The 13,263-nt window shown below is 69.7% G+C and carries 12 protein-coding genes; 2 read left to right on the top strand and 10 right to left on the bottom strand.

The genetic code is table 11. The features are described from left to right. Window positions 1-5: 5 nt before the first annotated feature. The 10 genes from hypF to ABZ348_RS29390 all read right to left on the bottom strand — a co-directional run bounded on the left by hypF (window position 6) and on the right by ABZ348_RS29390 (window position 10,568). Window positions 6-2,357, bottom strand: a complete 2,352-nt coding sequence (gene hypF, locus ABZ348_RS29435) for a carbamoyltransferase HypF (RefSeq protein WP_358938205.1) — start codon at window positions 2,355-2,357, stop codon at window positions 6-8. Beyond that, window positions 2,357-3,259 carry a hydrogenase nickel incorporation protein HypB gene (hypB, locus tag ABZ348_RS29430; RefSeq protein ID WP_358938145.1) on the bottom strand — a complete coding sequence of 301 codons (903 nt, stop codon included), beginning with the start codon at window positions 3,257-3,259 and terminating at the stop codon, window positions 2,357-2,359. Before hypB ends, hypF begins: the two co-directional genes overlap by 1 nt. A 17-nt stretch (window positions 3,260-3,276) precedes the next feature. Next, window positions 3,277-3,645: a hydrogenase maturation nickel metallochaperone HypA gene (gene hypA / locus ABZ348_RS29425; protein WP_358938143.1), complete on the bottom strand. Its 369-nt coding sequence runs from the start codon at window positions 3,643-3,645 to the stop codon at window positions 3,277-3,279. A 290-nt stretch (window positions 3,646-3,935) separates the two neighbouring features. Continuing rightward, on the bottom strand, window positions 3,936-4,472 hold the full coding sequence (locus ABZ348_RS29420; RefSeq protein ID WP_358938141.1) for a hydrogenase maturation protease: 537 nt from the start codon (window positions 4,470-4,472) through the stop codon (window positions 3,936-3,938). Next, the gene (locus ABZ348_RS29415) at window positions 4,469-5,860 is read right to left on the bottom strand and encodes a hypothetical protein (protein ID WP_358938203.1); all 1,392 of its coding nucleotides are present in this window, start codon (window positions 5,858-5,860) and stop codon (window positions 4,469-4,471) included. The genes ABZ348_RS29420 and ABZ348_RS29415 overlap by 4 nt, the downstream gene beginning before the upstream one ends. Before the next feature lie 5 nt (window positions 5,861-5,865). Next, on the bottom strand, window positions 5,866-6,546 hold the full coding sequence (locus ABZ348_RS29410; protein ID WP_358938139.1) for a DUF6084 family protein: 681 nt from the start codon (window positions 6,544-6,546) through the stop codon (window positions 5,866-5,868). Further along, entirely contained in the window at window positions 6,543-7,193 is a 651-nt protein-coding gene (locus ABZ348_RS29405) for a DUF5947 family protein (RefSeq protein WP_358938137.1), read from the bottom strand. The genes ABZ348_RS29410 and ABZ348_RS29405 overlap by 4 nt, the downstream gene beginning before the upstream one ends. After that, a complete protein-coding gene (locus ABZ348_RS29400; protein ID WP_358938136.1) occupies window positions 7,190-7,666 on the bottom strand; it encodes a thioredoxin in 477 nt (158 codons plus the stop codon). Before ABZ348_RS29400 ends, ABZ348_RS29405 begins: the two co-directional genes overlap by 4 nt. After that, window positions 7,663-9,447 (bottom strand): nickel-dependent hydrogenase large subunit, encoded by a 1,785-nt coding sequence (locus tag ABZ348_RS29395; protein WP_358938134.1) that lies wholly within the window; start codon window positions 9,445-9,447, stop codon window positions 7,663-7,665. Before ABZ348_RS29395 ends, ABZ348_RS29400 begins: the two co-directional genes overlap by 4 nt. A 65-nt stretch (window positions 9,448-9,512) precedes the next feature. Next, on the bottom strand, window positions 9,513-10,568 hold the full coding sequence (locus ABZ348_RS29390; RefSeq protein WP_358938132.1) for a hydrogenase expression protein HypE: 1,056 nt from the start codon (window positions 10,566-10,568) through the stop codon (window positions 9,513-9,515). Between the two features lie 565 nt (window positions 10,569-11,133). Here ABZ348_RS29390 and ABZ348_RS29385 point away from each other — a divergent pair. Together ABZ348_RS29385 and ABZ348_RS29380 are read left to right on the top strand one after the other, a co-directional pair. Further along, window positions 11,134-11,337, top strand: a complete 204-nt coding sequence (locus ABZ348_RS29385; protein WP_142215547.1) for a cold-shock protein — start codon at window positions 11,134-11,136, stop codon at window positions 11,335-11,337. Between the two features lie 264 nt (window positions 11,338-11,601). Beyond that, window positions 11,602-13,125, top strand: a complete 1,524-nt coding sequence (locus tag ABZ348_RS29380; protein ID WP_358938130.1) for a DEAD/DEAH box helicase — start codon at window positions 11,602-11,604, stop codon at window positions 13,123-13,125. Window positions 13,126-13,263: the final 138 nt, after the last annotated feature.

The following is a 13,263-nucleotide window of genomic DNA, read 5'->3' as shown; positions in this document are numbered from 1 at the left end:
TCCTCTCAGTTCGCGGTCCGCGCGGCGACCATCAGTTGGCCGAGCGCGAGTCCGCCGTCATTGGGCGGCACCAACCGGTGCCGCAGCACCGTGAATCCGTCCGCCGCCAACCCCCGTACGCACGCCGACAGCAGCAGGGCGTTGCCGAAGACACCGCCCGTGAGGGCGACCGTCTCCAGACCGTGCGCCTCGCGCGCCCTGGCGCAGAGCTCCCTGACCAACTCCACCACCGAGGTGTGGAAACGGGCCGCCACCAGACCCGTTCCCACACCGGCCCGCAGATCGGCCACGATGTCACCGAGCACGGGTGCCGGATCGGCGATCCACCGTCCGCCGTCGAGCGCCATGGCGAAGCGATAGCCATCCGCCGGCCCGTGGGCGTGGGCCGCGCCCTCCCATTCGACGGCCGCCTGTGCCTCGTAGTCGACCCGGTGGCAGACGCCCGCGAGGGAGGAGACGGCGTCGAAGAGGCGCCCCATGCTGGAGGTGGGAACACACCCCACTCCGGTCTCCAACTGCTGCGTGAGAACCCTGCGTTCGTCTTCGGGACAGGCGGCCACACAGGCCAGGTCGGGGGTCCACTCGATGCCCGCGGCCCGGAGGTGGGCCAACGCCATCCGGTACGGGCGGGCCACCGCGGCATCCCCTCCGGGCAGTGACACATAACGCAGTTGACCGAACCGCCGGTGGCCCGCGTAGTCGGCCACCAACACCTCGCCGCCCCAGACCGCGCCCTCGTCCCCGTAGCCGGTGCCGTCGAAGGCGACGCCGATCACCGGACGTGTCCCGTCCAGACCGTTCTCCGCCATGGCGGACGCGATGTGCGCGTGATGGTGCTGTACGGGCAGCACCCGCCCCTCATGGGCGAGGTGGCGGGCCCGCTTCACCGAGCGATAGCCGGGGTGACGGTCCGCCGCCACACGGCTGGGCACCACACCGGTGACCGTGACGAGATGGTCCACGGCCCGGTCGAAGGCGGCCAGCGTCGCAAGGTCGTCCATATCGCCGATGTGCCCGGACAACCAGGCCGAGCGGCCCTCGGCGACGGCGAGCGCGTTCTTCAGATCGCCGCCCACCGCGAGGACCGGCTCGACCGCCAGGGGAAGGGGGACGGGGGCGGGCACGAAACCACGGGAGCGGCGCAACGGCAACGGCTCCCCGTCGACGATCCGCACCACCGAGTCGTCGCAGGGCACGTGGATGGGACGGTCGTGCGCCAACCAGCCGTCCACCAGCGGCGCCAGTCGTTCGAGCGCTTCCCGGTCATCGGTGACGATGGGTTCGCCGCCGCGGTTGGCACTGGTCATCACCAGCATCCGCGGTCCGGGCGGATCGCCGGGAAGCCCGAAGAGCAGATGGTGCACCGGGGCGTACGGCAGCATCACCCCGAGGTCGGGACCGCGCGGCGCCACGGCCTCCAACGCCGCTGCCAGGGCCCCTGAGACGGTGACATTCCGAACGCCCTCGTCAGGCCGGCGGCGGAGAAGGACGATCGGTCGCTGTGGGGAGGTCAAGAGCGCCCGTTCGGCCGGATCGACGCTGACGTACGGTTCGAGGTGGCCGAGGTCGGCCGCCATCAGGGCGAACGGCTTCGCCCCCCGGTTCTTGCGCCGACGCAACCGGCCGATGGCCTCCACGTTCTCCGCGTCGCACGCCAGGTGGTAGCCGCCGATGCCCTTCACGGCCAGGACGGCCCCCTGCGCCAACAGCCGTCGTGCCCCGACCAGTGCCGCATCGCCGTCGAGGGGGACCGCCCCCGGTGTGATCAGCGAGAGCCGGGGACCGCAGTCATGACAGGAGATCGGCTGGGCGTGGAATCGCCGGTCACCGGGGTCGCGGTACTCCCGCGCGCACTGCCCGCACATCGGGAAGCCCGCCATGGTGGTGGCGGGACGGTCATAGGGCAGCGCGGTGACGATGGTGAAGCGCGGGCCGCACCCCGTACAGGTGATGAAGGGATGCCGGTAGCGGCGGTCGGCGGGATCGAGGAGTTCGGCCAGGCACTGCGCACAGGTTGCGGTGTCAGGGGGGATCAGACTGCGGCCGGTGCGCAGCCCGGGGAGGGAAGGCGCGATCGAGAAGCCCGCGGCACCGGTCGCCGCAACGCTCTCGTGCCGTACGGACACCACCTCGGCCAGTGCCGGCGCGTCGATCGCAATCCGTTGACAGAAGGCTTCCACCGCGTCCGGAGCGCCTTCCACCTCTGCGAGCACTCCTTCGCCGGTGTTGGTCACCTGCCCGCAGAGCCCGAGTTCGGAGGCGAGCGTGAAGACGAACGGCCGGAAGCCCACTCCTTGGACCTGGCCCCGGACGGTGACCCTGCGGCGCAGGGGGACGGCGCTCGGTGCGGGGTGGATCACCACCGGTCCACGCTCGGACACTCACCCCGGTGCGCCTGGGGGAGCGGGTCGTGATCGTGGTGGGGAGCACCGTGGGTGTGGGGCAACGCCCCGTGCTCACGGTCGTGCTCGTGGTCGTGCGCGTGTTGGTGTTCCGGGCTCGGTACGGCAGGGGCGCCCGCAGGGGAGTGGAGGTGGTCGTCCGCGGGGGAGTGGAGGTGGTCGTGGGCAGGGGTGCGGGCCATCACGGGACGGTGCACCCGTGCACCGTCCCGTACGGCCAGCGCCCGTTCCAGCAGGATGCCGACGCCCTGACCGCTGCGGGCCGAGGTGAAGACCACTTCCACCCCGGGATTGACCCGGGCCACGTTCCGCAGGAACGCCTCCTCGTCGAAGTCCACCGCGGCGGCGATGTCCGCCTTGGTGACCACCACCAGATGGGCCAGCCCGAACGCGCCGGGGTACTTGAGCGGCTTGTCCTCGCCCTCGGTCACCGACGCCAGCGTCACCCGCAGTGACTCGCCGAGGTCATAGGCGGCCGGGCACACCAGATTGCCCACGTTCTCCAGGAACAGGAGCCGGGTGTCAGCGGGCAGCCAGCCGGCGAGGTAGCCCCGCAGCATCACCGCTTCCAGATGGCACAGACCATCGGTCAGGACCTGCTGGACCGGCACGCCCGCACGGGCCAGCCGCGCCGCGTCGTTGTCGGTGGCCAGGTCCGCCGTCAACGCGGCGACCGGAACCCCGCGCTCGCGGGCCAGGGCCAGTTCGGATTCCAACAGTGCCGTCTTCCCGCTGCCGGGACTGGACAGCAGGTTCACCGCGATGGCGCCACGCCCCGCCAGTTCCGCCCGCAGGGCCTCGGCGCTGGCGTCGTTCCTGGCGAGGACCGCCTGACGGAGATCGGTCGCACGGCACATGGGTTTCGCCTTCCTCGTCAGTGGTGGGCGGGCAGCGGACCGTCGGCCCACTCCACATCGCGGATCTGGAGCTCACGCCCGGACAACAACTCCGCCCGTGCCCCGCCGCACTGCGGACAGATCAGGTCCGGCGGCATGCCCGGATGCCAATCGACATCGCACGGATCGCACCGCGCCCGCGCCGGAACGGTCCGGGCGAGGAGCGACGCACCCTCAAGGAGCGTCCCCTGGCAGGCCAGTGCGAAGCAGAAGTCCAACGCCCCGGGGACCACCCCGGCGAGTTCGCCGACATCGAGCCGTACGGTCGTCACGCCCGTCGCCCCACGGTCGGCCGCCACCTTGGCCACCTGCTCGACGACGGCCGCCGCGATCGACATCTCGTGCATCGGTACGCCTCATTCCACAGCACCGCTCCGGGGGCTGGCAGCGGCTCTGACGCACGGCGTGACAGCGGCTCCATTGCACTGCCTCAGTCGGGCGCAGGGGAGGAGCCACGCCGTAGTGCCGCCGTGAGCAACCCCGTCGGCAGCATGGGGCACCGACGGCTCCACCCCTCGACCGCGGATGGAGCCCGGCGCTCACATCTGGGAGATGCGCAGATACCGCTTGAGGTCCGGCAGGCTCTGCCAGACGATCGCCCCGACCAGGGCCCCGACGGCCCCCAGGAACACGGTCTTCAGCATGATGGCGCCTTCCTCTCGTACGCTCGGTCCTCTACCACCCGGTTGACCTCCGCAGCGAGCACCCGCCGGATCAACCCCACCGCCTCGTCGACGGCAGCGGCCACCGGGGCGCTCAGCCCCATCCCCTCCTCCAGTGAGGCCGGCTCGCACCCCACCACCAACACCCGCTCGGGCGGTACGCCGTCCGTGCCGGCACTCAAGGTGTCGAGCAGCGCCAGCACCGCGTCCGGGCCCATCCGATGCCCGTCCAGCGCCGGAGCGTCGACGCACTCCACCGGACCGGTACGCGCCTCGATCAGATACACCGTCCCCGGAGCCCCGCCGCGCGAGGTCGCGTCGACGAGCACCAAAGTCCGGTACCCGTCCAGGAGTTGGTACGCGAGATGAACGCCGCGCACCCCGAAGTCGACCGCGTCCACCCCGTCCGGAAGCCCGCCGCCGACCAGGCGTTGCAGGGTCTCGACCCCGAAGCCGTCGTCGCCGAGGAAGATGTTGCCCACCCCGGCCACCAGCACCCGCCGTTCCGTCATGACTCCTCCAACGGCGTCACTTCGTCGGGTTGGAAGTAGCGGAACCTGCCCTGTACCCGCCACAGGTCCGCGCCCGGATCGTCCTCCACCGTCACGGCCAGGTGCACCGAGCCGTCCACATCGTGGAGCACCGCCTCCACCAGGGCCGTGCGACCCTCCAGGAAGAGGTCCTGGGCGTCCGTGCGCCGGCGACCCGGACCCAGCCTGACCCTGCTTCCGGCACCGATCTGCCGCCCGTCGACGACCACCCGGTCCCGGGCGGGGTCCACGTCCCGGTCTCCGCCCGGATCCCACCAGGGCTGCTCACCCGCGTCGGTCACCGCAGCGCCCGGACCGGAGACCTCCCGCATCGCCCGTACGGCCCCGTGCAGCCGCTCCAGCACCTCGGGCGGCATGGAATCGGCCAGGTCGATCACCGCACCGGCGCGGTCGTCGGTCCCCCGGGCCTCCCGCTTCTCCTGATCCGTCAGGGCAGCCGTGCGCAGCGCGAGGATCTCGTCGATCTCGGTGGCGTCGTAGAGCGCCCCGGGACTCTCCGGGGCGATGTGCGGATGGTCCTCCAGGATGATCGGCGACGACAGCACCACGTCCGCCCGATCGGCCGGGCCCGCGAGGACCGGCCAGGTGTGCTCGTTGCGGCACTGGGCCACGGCGGCCTCCGCCCACCGGGGCGGATCGGTCATCGACAGGAAGGAGCCGTGGTCGAGGGCGAGCACGAGGTGCGCCGAGACGAGGGAGTGCGGGAGCGCCGCGTCCCTGCGGGACTCCCCCGCGCCGTGCCACCGACTGGTGTTCTCCACCACGGCGGTCAACCGCAGGGCGCTGTACGGCCCGGGAATCTCCTCCACGCCCAACCGGAGCACGCCCGAGACCTCCTCGGCGACCCGCACCAACCGCCCCAACCGGACACCCGACTCGTCGAGCCCCTCTTCGGTCCGCCGCGCGGACAGCCGGAACGGATGGGTCACCCCGTCCGCGAGTTCGGCGACCGGCACCACCAGTCTGATCCGCTCCTCGACGCCCTCGTCCCACGGGACCACCACCCGGTTCGCGCACTCCAACCGGGGGACCGTCTCGTAACTGCCGTCCTCGGCCACCCGTTGCACGGTCTTGCGCTGGGCACGCAGAAACCGCAACTCGACCGCGATCCGCGCCCCTCGCCGCGGTTCCATCAGACATTCCGTCCGCTGGTACGTGTGCTCGGAACTGTCCTCGCCGTACCCCGGAGGCACCAGGACACCGAACTGCCAGCGCAGTTGGTTCTTGGCCGCCGACGCCCGGTAGGGATAGAGGACGTACCCCTCGAACAGCACGGCGTCGGCGATCTGACGGACCGCTTCCAGCCGTGCGTCCCACTCGGCGGGCAACTCCTGCGTCTCGCTGCGCACCTCGGTCACCGCACGCCCTCCCCGGTCGGCACCGCCGTACGCTCACCGTCGCGGTTCGCGGGCCGAGCGTCCCCGAGCAGGGTGCGTACGGTCGCCTCCCACGAAGGCAGCGACCTGCTGGTGCGAAAGGCGAGCAGTTCGTCCATCAGATCCCCCGGGAGCCGCAGCCAACCGCAGCCGGGGAAGTGCTGCTCCATCATCTCCCGCCAGACGCTCACCGGTAGGTTCACCGCTGCCTCCCGGTCCCAGGGCACCGGTGTGACCCGGAAGCCCGCGGGCCCGCTGAACACCGTCCCCGAGAACAACAGCAACAGGGGCACATCGCCCTCGTCGAGCGCCCGGAAGTACCGGGCCGATGCGATGTCCAGGTCATAGGTGCAGGGCACCACGACATCCACCTCGGTCTCTGAGGTGAACCCGGGAACCATCACCGGCACCTGGGCGAACTCGATCGGGTTGAGGGTGCTGCCCCAGCGCGAGCGTTCACCGAAGAGATCGGTCAACCGTGCGCCCTCCGTTTCGGAGTAGCCCCGGCGGGCGGGCTGGAGCCGCAACTGGCACCGCAGTGCCAGGGCGTGGACGCGGGTCGCAGGATCGGCGGTGATGCGCAGCCGCAGCACCAGCGTGGGACCCGCCGCATGGGGATCGGCTCGCACTCCGGTACAGGTGAAGCCGAGATCGGTCATCGCGCCACCTCCTGCGGCAGCGGTCTGGCCCGCTCGGCGACCGCCGCGAAGAAGGCGTCGAGTTCCCGATGGGCCTCGGCGCCGCCGTCGAAGCCGCGCCAGTGCCGCCGCATCCGCCCCACCAGTTCGTAACAGACGTCGACGGGGACGAGGAAGCAGCGGATCTCCCCCCGCTCTCTTTGCGGCCGACGCAACAGCAGGGCCTCCACATCGGGCTCCAACAGAGCGGCCAACCGGTTGCCGGCGAACACCGACCGCCAGATCGACTCGTCCACCTCGCCCTCCGTGGCCCCGGCGGGACCCGGGTAGCACAACACCGGATGCCCCGAGGCCGTGTTGCGGAGCACGAACGCGGTGCTCACCGGGATGCACAGGGAGGTCCACACGTCCTCGCCCGGCTCCCGACCGGGATCGCTCAGATAGCGGTCGGGCACCGCGCGGTAGCGACCGTCCCCGGCACCCGGGCGCTGGAACAACAGACTGCAGGCCGTACACGTGCACACCAGGGCCCGTTCCTCGGTGTCCGCGAGATGGCGGTGGCCCGGCAGGAGGGTCACCGCGCAGAACGCACAGCGCTCCGGCTGTGGTGGTGCCGGCTCGCGCAGGGCGCGCAACAGCCTCACACCGGCCCCCAGGCTCACGCTCATCGTGCCTCCGCCGAGGTCGGGGGACGGGTGCCGATCTGGAGCAGCGCGGGGGCCGCCTGCCAGACGATCTCCGACACCTCCGGCGCATGGCACGCGATCGTGTTCTCCACGTCCTGCTCACCGCTGCCGCAACCGCAGCCGGACGCCGCCCGTCGCAGGGTGAGTGTGCCGCTGTCGGGCCGGAAGTCGACGAACTCGACCTCCGACTGCGCCAGGGTCGTCAGGGCCCGGTCGATGCGCGCCCCGACGTCCTCCGGGTGCAGTTCGTGCAGGACGAGCAGACCGGCCACCGCCGGATCGTCGAGGAGCGGCGTCAGCGCGCGCTCCGGCAGCGCCCTCACCACCTCGGTCAGCCCCGCGTCGTAGAAGGCCATCAACTCGCGGACCAGTGCCTCTCCCGCCTCCTGGGCCCCGCTGCCGGCCAACCGGTCCAACGCCTCCTGCACCCGTGCGGCCGTCTGGTCAGCGGTCATCCGCCCAGCCCGCTCAGCCCGGTGGGCACATGCATTTGCTGGAGGGTGCGCCCACCGCCCACGTACATATGCACACCGCAGGGCAGGCACGGGTCGAAGCTGCGGACGGCCCGCATGATGTCGATGCCCTTGAAGTTCTCCGGCGAGTTCTCCTCGAAGATCGGAGTGTTCTGCACCGCGTCCTCGTACGGTCCGGGGGTGCCGAAACTGTCCCGGACGCTGGCGTTCCACGGGGTGGGCGGATACGGGTGGTAGTTGGCGATCTTGCCGTCCCGGATCACCATGTGGTGGGAGAGGACGCCCCGCACGGCCTCCGTGAAGCCACAACCGATGCTCTCGTCGGGCACCTCGAACTTCTCCCAGGTCTGGGTGCGTCCGGCGCGCACCTCCGCGAGGGCCTTCTCCGCGAAGTGGAGCGCTGCGGCGGCTGCGTACGCCTGGAAGTAGGTGCGGGCGCGGTTGCGCTCCAGCGCATTGCTCCACTTCGGGATCTTCCACTCGAAGGTGGTCTCCGGCTTGGTCATCGACCGGGGCAGGTTGATGCGCACGCTGTGACCGGTCGCCTTGATGTACCCGATGTCGACGAGACCGGACAGGGCGGTGGACCAGAGCCGTGCGATGGGGCCGCCGCCGGTGTCCAGCGCGAGGTGCTCCTTGCCGTCGAACCAGCGGGGGGACATCACCCAGCTGTACTTCTCGTCGAAGTTCCGCTTCTGCGGAGCCGGAATGGTGTGCTGGTTCCACGGGTGGCGGGGATCGACGGGGTTGCCCAACGGGTCGTGGGTGACGAAGAGGTCCTTGCCCTCCCAGTCCTCGTAGTACGAACTGCCGAGCAGGATGCGGATGCCGAGGTTGATCTCGGTGAGGTCGTTGGTGACCAACTTGCCGTCCACGACGACGCCCGGGGTGACGAACATCTTCCGTCCCCAGTCCGACATGTTGCGGTACGTGAAGTCGCAGTGGTCAGGGTCGTTCAGACTGCCCCAACACCCCAGCAGGACCCGCCGCCGACCGACCTCCTCGTAGCCCGGCAGCGCCTCGTAGAAGAAGTCGAAGAGGTCGTCGTGGAGCGGGACGACCTTCTTCATGAACTCCACGTACCGCATCAGTCGGGTGAGGTAGTCGGTGAACAACTGGACGGTCGCCACCGTGCCGACGCCACCCGGGTAGAGCGTGGAGGGGTGGACGTGACGCCCCTCCATCAGACAGAACATCTCCCGGGTGTACCGGCTGACCTGGAGCGCCTCGCGGTAGAACTCGCCCTCGATGGGGTTGAGGGAGCGCATGATGTCGGCGATCGTCCGATAGCCGTGGTCGCCGGCGTGGGGCGCTTCGGTGCGTTCGGCCAGCTCCAGCACCCCGGGGTTGGTCTCGCGGACCATCCGCTCGCAGTAGTCCACCCCGACCAGGTTCTCCTGGAAGATGTTGTGGTCGAACATGTACTCGGCGGCCTCGCCGAGGTTGATGATCCACTCGGCGAGGTGCGGCGGCTTCACCCCGTACGCCATGTTCTGGGCGTACACGGAACAGGTGGCGTGGTTGTCGCCGCAGATGCCGCAGATCCGGCTGGTGATGAAGTGGGCGTCGCGGGGGTCCTTGCCCCGCATGAAGACGCTGTAGCCGCGGAAGACCGAGGAGGTGCTGTAGCACTCCGCGACCTTCTTCTGCTTGAAGTCGATCTTCGTGTGGATACCCAGGCTGCCCACGATCCGGGTGATCGGGTCCCAGGCCATCTCCACCAGGCCACTGCCGTCGCCGGCCGCTTTGGTCGTTGCTGCCATCGTGTCTCTCATGCCCTTCTGGGAACGGTGCGTTGTGGTCGGCGGGGGCGGCGGGGCCGCGCTGGTCAGCGCGGCGAGCGGTATCCGGTCGTCAGCTGGCGGCCGGTCCGACGCCACTTGGGTTCCTTGTCGAGCGTCTTCGAGGTGATCGTGCGCAGCCGTCTGATCACCGCTCCGTACGCGGAGCTGGCGTTGCTGGAGATGTGTGATCCGGGCGGGGCGTCCATGAACGGCATGAACTTGTCGGGGAAGCCGGGCATGGTGCAGCCGATGCAGATGCCGCCCACGTTGGGGCAGCCGCCGACGCCGTTGATCCAGCCGCGCTTGGTGACGTTGCACTTCACCACCGGGCCCCAGCAGCCGAGGCGCACCAGACACTCCGGGGTGCCGTACTCCGAGGCGAACTGGCCCTGCTCGTAGTAGCCGCCGCGGTCGCACCCCTCGTGCACGGTCGCCCCGAAGAGCCAGGTGGGGCGCAGCTTGTCGTCGAGCGGGATCATCGGCGCCGAGCCGGCGAGCTGGTACAGCAGATAGGTGAGCGTCTCGGCGAAGTTGTCCGGCTGGATGGGACAGCCCGGTACGCAGACGATCGGCAGCCCGGCTTTGGACTTCCAGTCCCAGCCGAGGTAATCGGGGACGCCCATGGCGCCGGTGGGGTTGCCCGCCATGGCGTGGATGCCGCCGTAGGTGGCGCAGGTGCCGATGGCGACGACGGCGGTCGCCTTGGCGGCGAGTCGGTCGAGCCACTCACTGGTGGTGATGGGTTGCCCGGTCTCGGGGTCGTCGCCGAATCCGCACCAGTAGCCCTCGTTCTTGATCTGTTCATTGGGGATGGAACCCTCGACGACCAGGACGAACGGCTCGATCTCCCCGCGTTCTGCCTTGAAGAACCACTCGATGAAGTTGTCCGCTCCCTGCACCGGACCGCATTCGAAGTCGATCAGGGGCCAGTGCACGGCGACCTTGGGCAGGCCGGGGAGCGCTCCGGTGACGATCTCCTCGATGCTCGGCTGCATGGCGGCGGTCAGGGCCACCGAGTCACCGTCGCAGCTGAGGCCCGCGTTGATCCAGAGGATGTGCACCGTGTCGGTGTCGGTGCTGGTGCTAGCCGTCCCGTTCATGAAGCCGCCTCCCTAAGAGGGACAAATCATCTGAGATTGCTCACTAAGGTCATAGCACCTCGCCCCGGGTGGTGCCGTTCTAAAGCCCCGGTGCGGTCGCCCGGAAAGCCGTACCGGGTCCGGCGCTCGGCCTGGGGTGGTGGGGACGCTCGGGTGCCGTGATCGATGTCGGTCGCCGAGGAGTGCTGGGCCGCTGGAGTGGCCACCGGTCGAAGGAATCGCACATATGGGCGATAATGGATGGTGTCGGCACCACGACGGGCGCGCGCGTGTACGCGTCTTGCGCGCCTACCGGAACCCGTACAGGTCAGGCGCCCCAAGGGATCCGGGGCGCGGCCGCAGCGTCCTGTCGCCCCCGTCTGAGACGGGTATCGAAGAAGAATCGTCAGGCGTGCTAGTCTGTTTAAGTTGCAGTTGTGGTTCCCATATATTTCGAGTGCATCGGCGGTTTCGTATTCCGTCGGACACTTTTATACTTCCGGTCTCTCCGGACGGGGCAATCATCGCGGCGACGCCGGGTTCCGCACAGTGTGGAATCCCGAGCATGCCCCAAGGAGATTTTGTTATGGCTACTGGCACCGTGAAGTGGTTCAACGCGGAAAAGGGTTTCGGATTCATCGAGCAGGAGGGTGGCGGCCCCGACGTCTTCGCCCACTACTCGAACATCGCGACTTCTGGCTTCCGTGAGCTTCAGGAAGGCCAGAAGGTGAACTTCGATGTCACCCAGGGCCAGAAGGGCCCCCAGGCGGAGAACATCGTCCCCGCCTGAAGTTAAAAAGCGTTAGACGACTGGGGCCCGCACCCGAGGTGCGGGCCCTGGTTTGTTGCCGTACGTGAGGTTCGCCAGCGCAGGGCCGGGACCTCATGGCAACTCCCTCACCACCGTGAGTTCTTGACATTCCGATGCCCTGGTAGCGCTATTACAGCACCAGCACGGCCCGTGTCTTCAGCATTTCGGCTCGTTTCTGCGATTCATTCGGTTTCTTTGCACCGGGGGATTCCTCGATACGCGCCATATCGGGGAAAGGTCTCCATGCAGCGCCCACATCGTACGAATCGTTCCTCCCCTTCGCGCAAGCGCACCCCCGCAGGAACAGGCCGCAGCGGTAACCCCCGCTCTCAAGGCCAGGGTGGCTCCAACAGCCGCCCCCGCACGCGCCCCGCGCCGAAGCAGGATTTCCAGCTTCCCACCACCATCACTCCCGCACTCCCGGCGGTCGACACCTTCGACGCGCTGGAGCTTCCCGCTCCGGTCCTGAAGACGCTCGCCACCCTGGGGGTGACCGAGCCGTTCCCGATCCAGGCCGCCACCCTGCCGAACGCCCTGGCAGGACGAGACGTCCTGGGACGCGGACGCACCGGGTCGGGCAAGACGCTCGCCTTCGGACTGGCGCTCCTCGCCCGCACCGCCGGACACCGCGCCACCCCCCGCCAGCCGCTGGCCATGGTCCTCGTTCCCACGCGTGAACTGGCCCAGCAGGTCAACGAGGCACTCACCCCCTACGCCCGGTCGCTCGGGCTGCGACTGGCCACCCTCGTGGGCGGACTGTCGATCGGCAAGCAGGCCGCCGCGCTCCGCGCCGGGGCCGACGTCGTCGTCGCCACCCCCGGACGGCTGAACGACCTCATCGAGCGCGGCGACTGCCGGCTGGACCGGGTGCGCATCACCGTCCTGGACGAAGCCGACCAGATGGCCGACATGGGCTTCATGCCGCAGGTCACCCGGCTCGTCGACCAGGTCAACGCCGAGGGTCAGCGGATGTTCTTCTCCGCCACCCTGGACCGCAGCATCGACACCCTGGTCCGTCGCTACCTCCACGACCCGGTGGTCCACTCCGTCGACCCCTCCGTTGGGGCGGTCACCACGATGGAACACCACCTCCTGCACGTCCACGCGGCGGACAAGCACACCGTCGCCACCGAGATCGCCGCCCGGGACGGCCGCGTGATCATGTTCCTGGACACCAAGCGGTCGGTGGACAAGTTCACCAAGCACCTGCTGAGCGTCGGCGTCCACGCCGCCGCACTGCACGGCGGCAGGTCCCAGCCGCAGCGCACCCGCACCCTGGCGCAGTTCAAGTCCGGTGAGGTCACCGTGCTGGTGGCGACCAACGTCGCCGCCCGCGGCATCCACGTGGACGACCTCGACCTGGTCGTCAACGTCGATCCGCCGGCGGACCACAAGGACTATCTGCACCGGGGCGGCCGGACCGCCCGTGCGGGCGAGTCGGGCCGAGTGGTCACCCTGGTCACGCCCGACCAGCGGCGTGAGATGTCGCGACTGATGTCGGACGCCGACATCGCGCCGCACACCACGCAGGTGCGCTCGGGCGAAGCCGAGTTGACCCGCATCACCGCCGCCCAGGCACCTTCGGGCGTCCCCATCAACGTCAGTGCACCCGCTGCACAGCGACCCAAGACGGGCAGCGCTCCGTTCCGGGGCCGCGGAACCCGACCCGGACAGCCTGCCCGCGCGGGCGGCGCCTCCCGTAGGTCGGCCGAGTCCCGCCGTACGGCCGAAGCCCGCAAGGCCGCCCGGGTACGACGCTCCGCCTAGCGCACACGAAAACCCGTACCGCCCGGTCGCCACCCAGTGGGACCGGGCGGAACCACAGGGACAGCAGGGGGCCGTTCGCCGAACCAGGCGGGCGGCCCCCTCGTTCGTGTCCCGAGTCCGTATCAGCCCCCTGTCCGG

It is taken from the genome of Streptomyces sp. NPDC005963 (assembly GCF_040638655.1).
GTDB lineage: Bacteria > Actinomycetota > Actinomycetes > Streptomycetales > Streptomycetaceae > Streptomyces.
This window is presented reverse-complemented; position numbering and strand designations above follow the sequence as displayed.

What these genes read in the sequence shown, in the direction of transcription:
- ABZ348_RS29380 (WP_358938130.1), top strand. Translation starts at nt 11,602, where the DNA reads ATGCAGCGCCCACATCGTACGAATCGTTCCTCCCCTTCGCGCAAGCGC.
- ABZ348_RS29405 (WP_358938137.1), bottom strand. Translation starts at nt 7,193, where the DNA reads ATGAGCGTGAGCCTGGGGGCCGGTGTGAGGCTGTTGCGCGCCCTGCGC.
- ABZ348_RS29390 (WP_358938132.1), bottom strand. Translation starts at nt 10,568, where the DNA reads ATGAACGGGACGGCTAGCACCAGCACCGACACCGACACGGTGCACATC.
- ABZ348_RS29420 (WP_358938141.1), bottom strand. Translation starts at nt 4,472, where the DNA reads ATGACGGAACGGCGGGTGCTGGTGGCCGGGGTGGGCAACATCTTCCTC.
- ABZ348_RS29385 (WP_142215547.1), top strand. Translation starts at nt 11,134, where the DNA reads ATGGCTACTGGCACCGTGAAGTGGTTCAACGCGGAAAAGGGTTTCGGA.
- hypB (WP_358938145.1), bottom strand. Translation starts at nt 3,259, where the DNA reads ATGTGCCGTGCGACCGATCTCCGTCAGGCGGTCCTCGCCAGGAACGAC.
- hypA (WP_358938143.1), bottom strand. Translation starts at nt 3,645, where the DNA reads ATGCACGAGATGTCGATCGCGGCGGCCGTCGTCGAGCAGGTGGCCAAG.
- ABZ348_RS29410 (WP_358938139.1), bottom strand. Translation starts at nt 6,546, where the DNA reads ATGACCGATCTCGGCTTCACCTGTACCGGAGTGCGAGCCGATCCCCAT.
- ABZ348_RS29395 (WP_358938134.1), bottom strand. Translation starts at nt 9,447, where the DNA reads ATGGCAGCAACGACCAAAGCGGCCGGCGACGGCAGTGGCCTGGTGGAG.
- ABZ348_RS29400 (WP_358938136.1), bottom strand. Translation starts at nt 7,666, where the DNA reads ATGACCGCTGACCAGACGGCCGCACGGGTGCAGGAGGCGTTGGACCGG.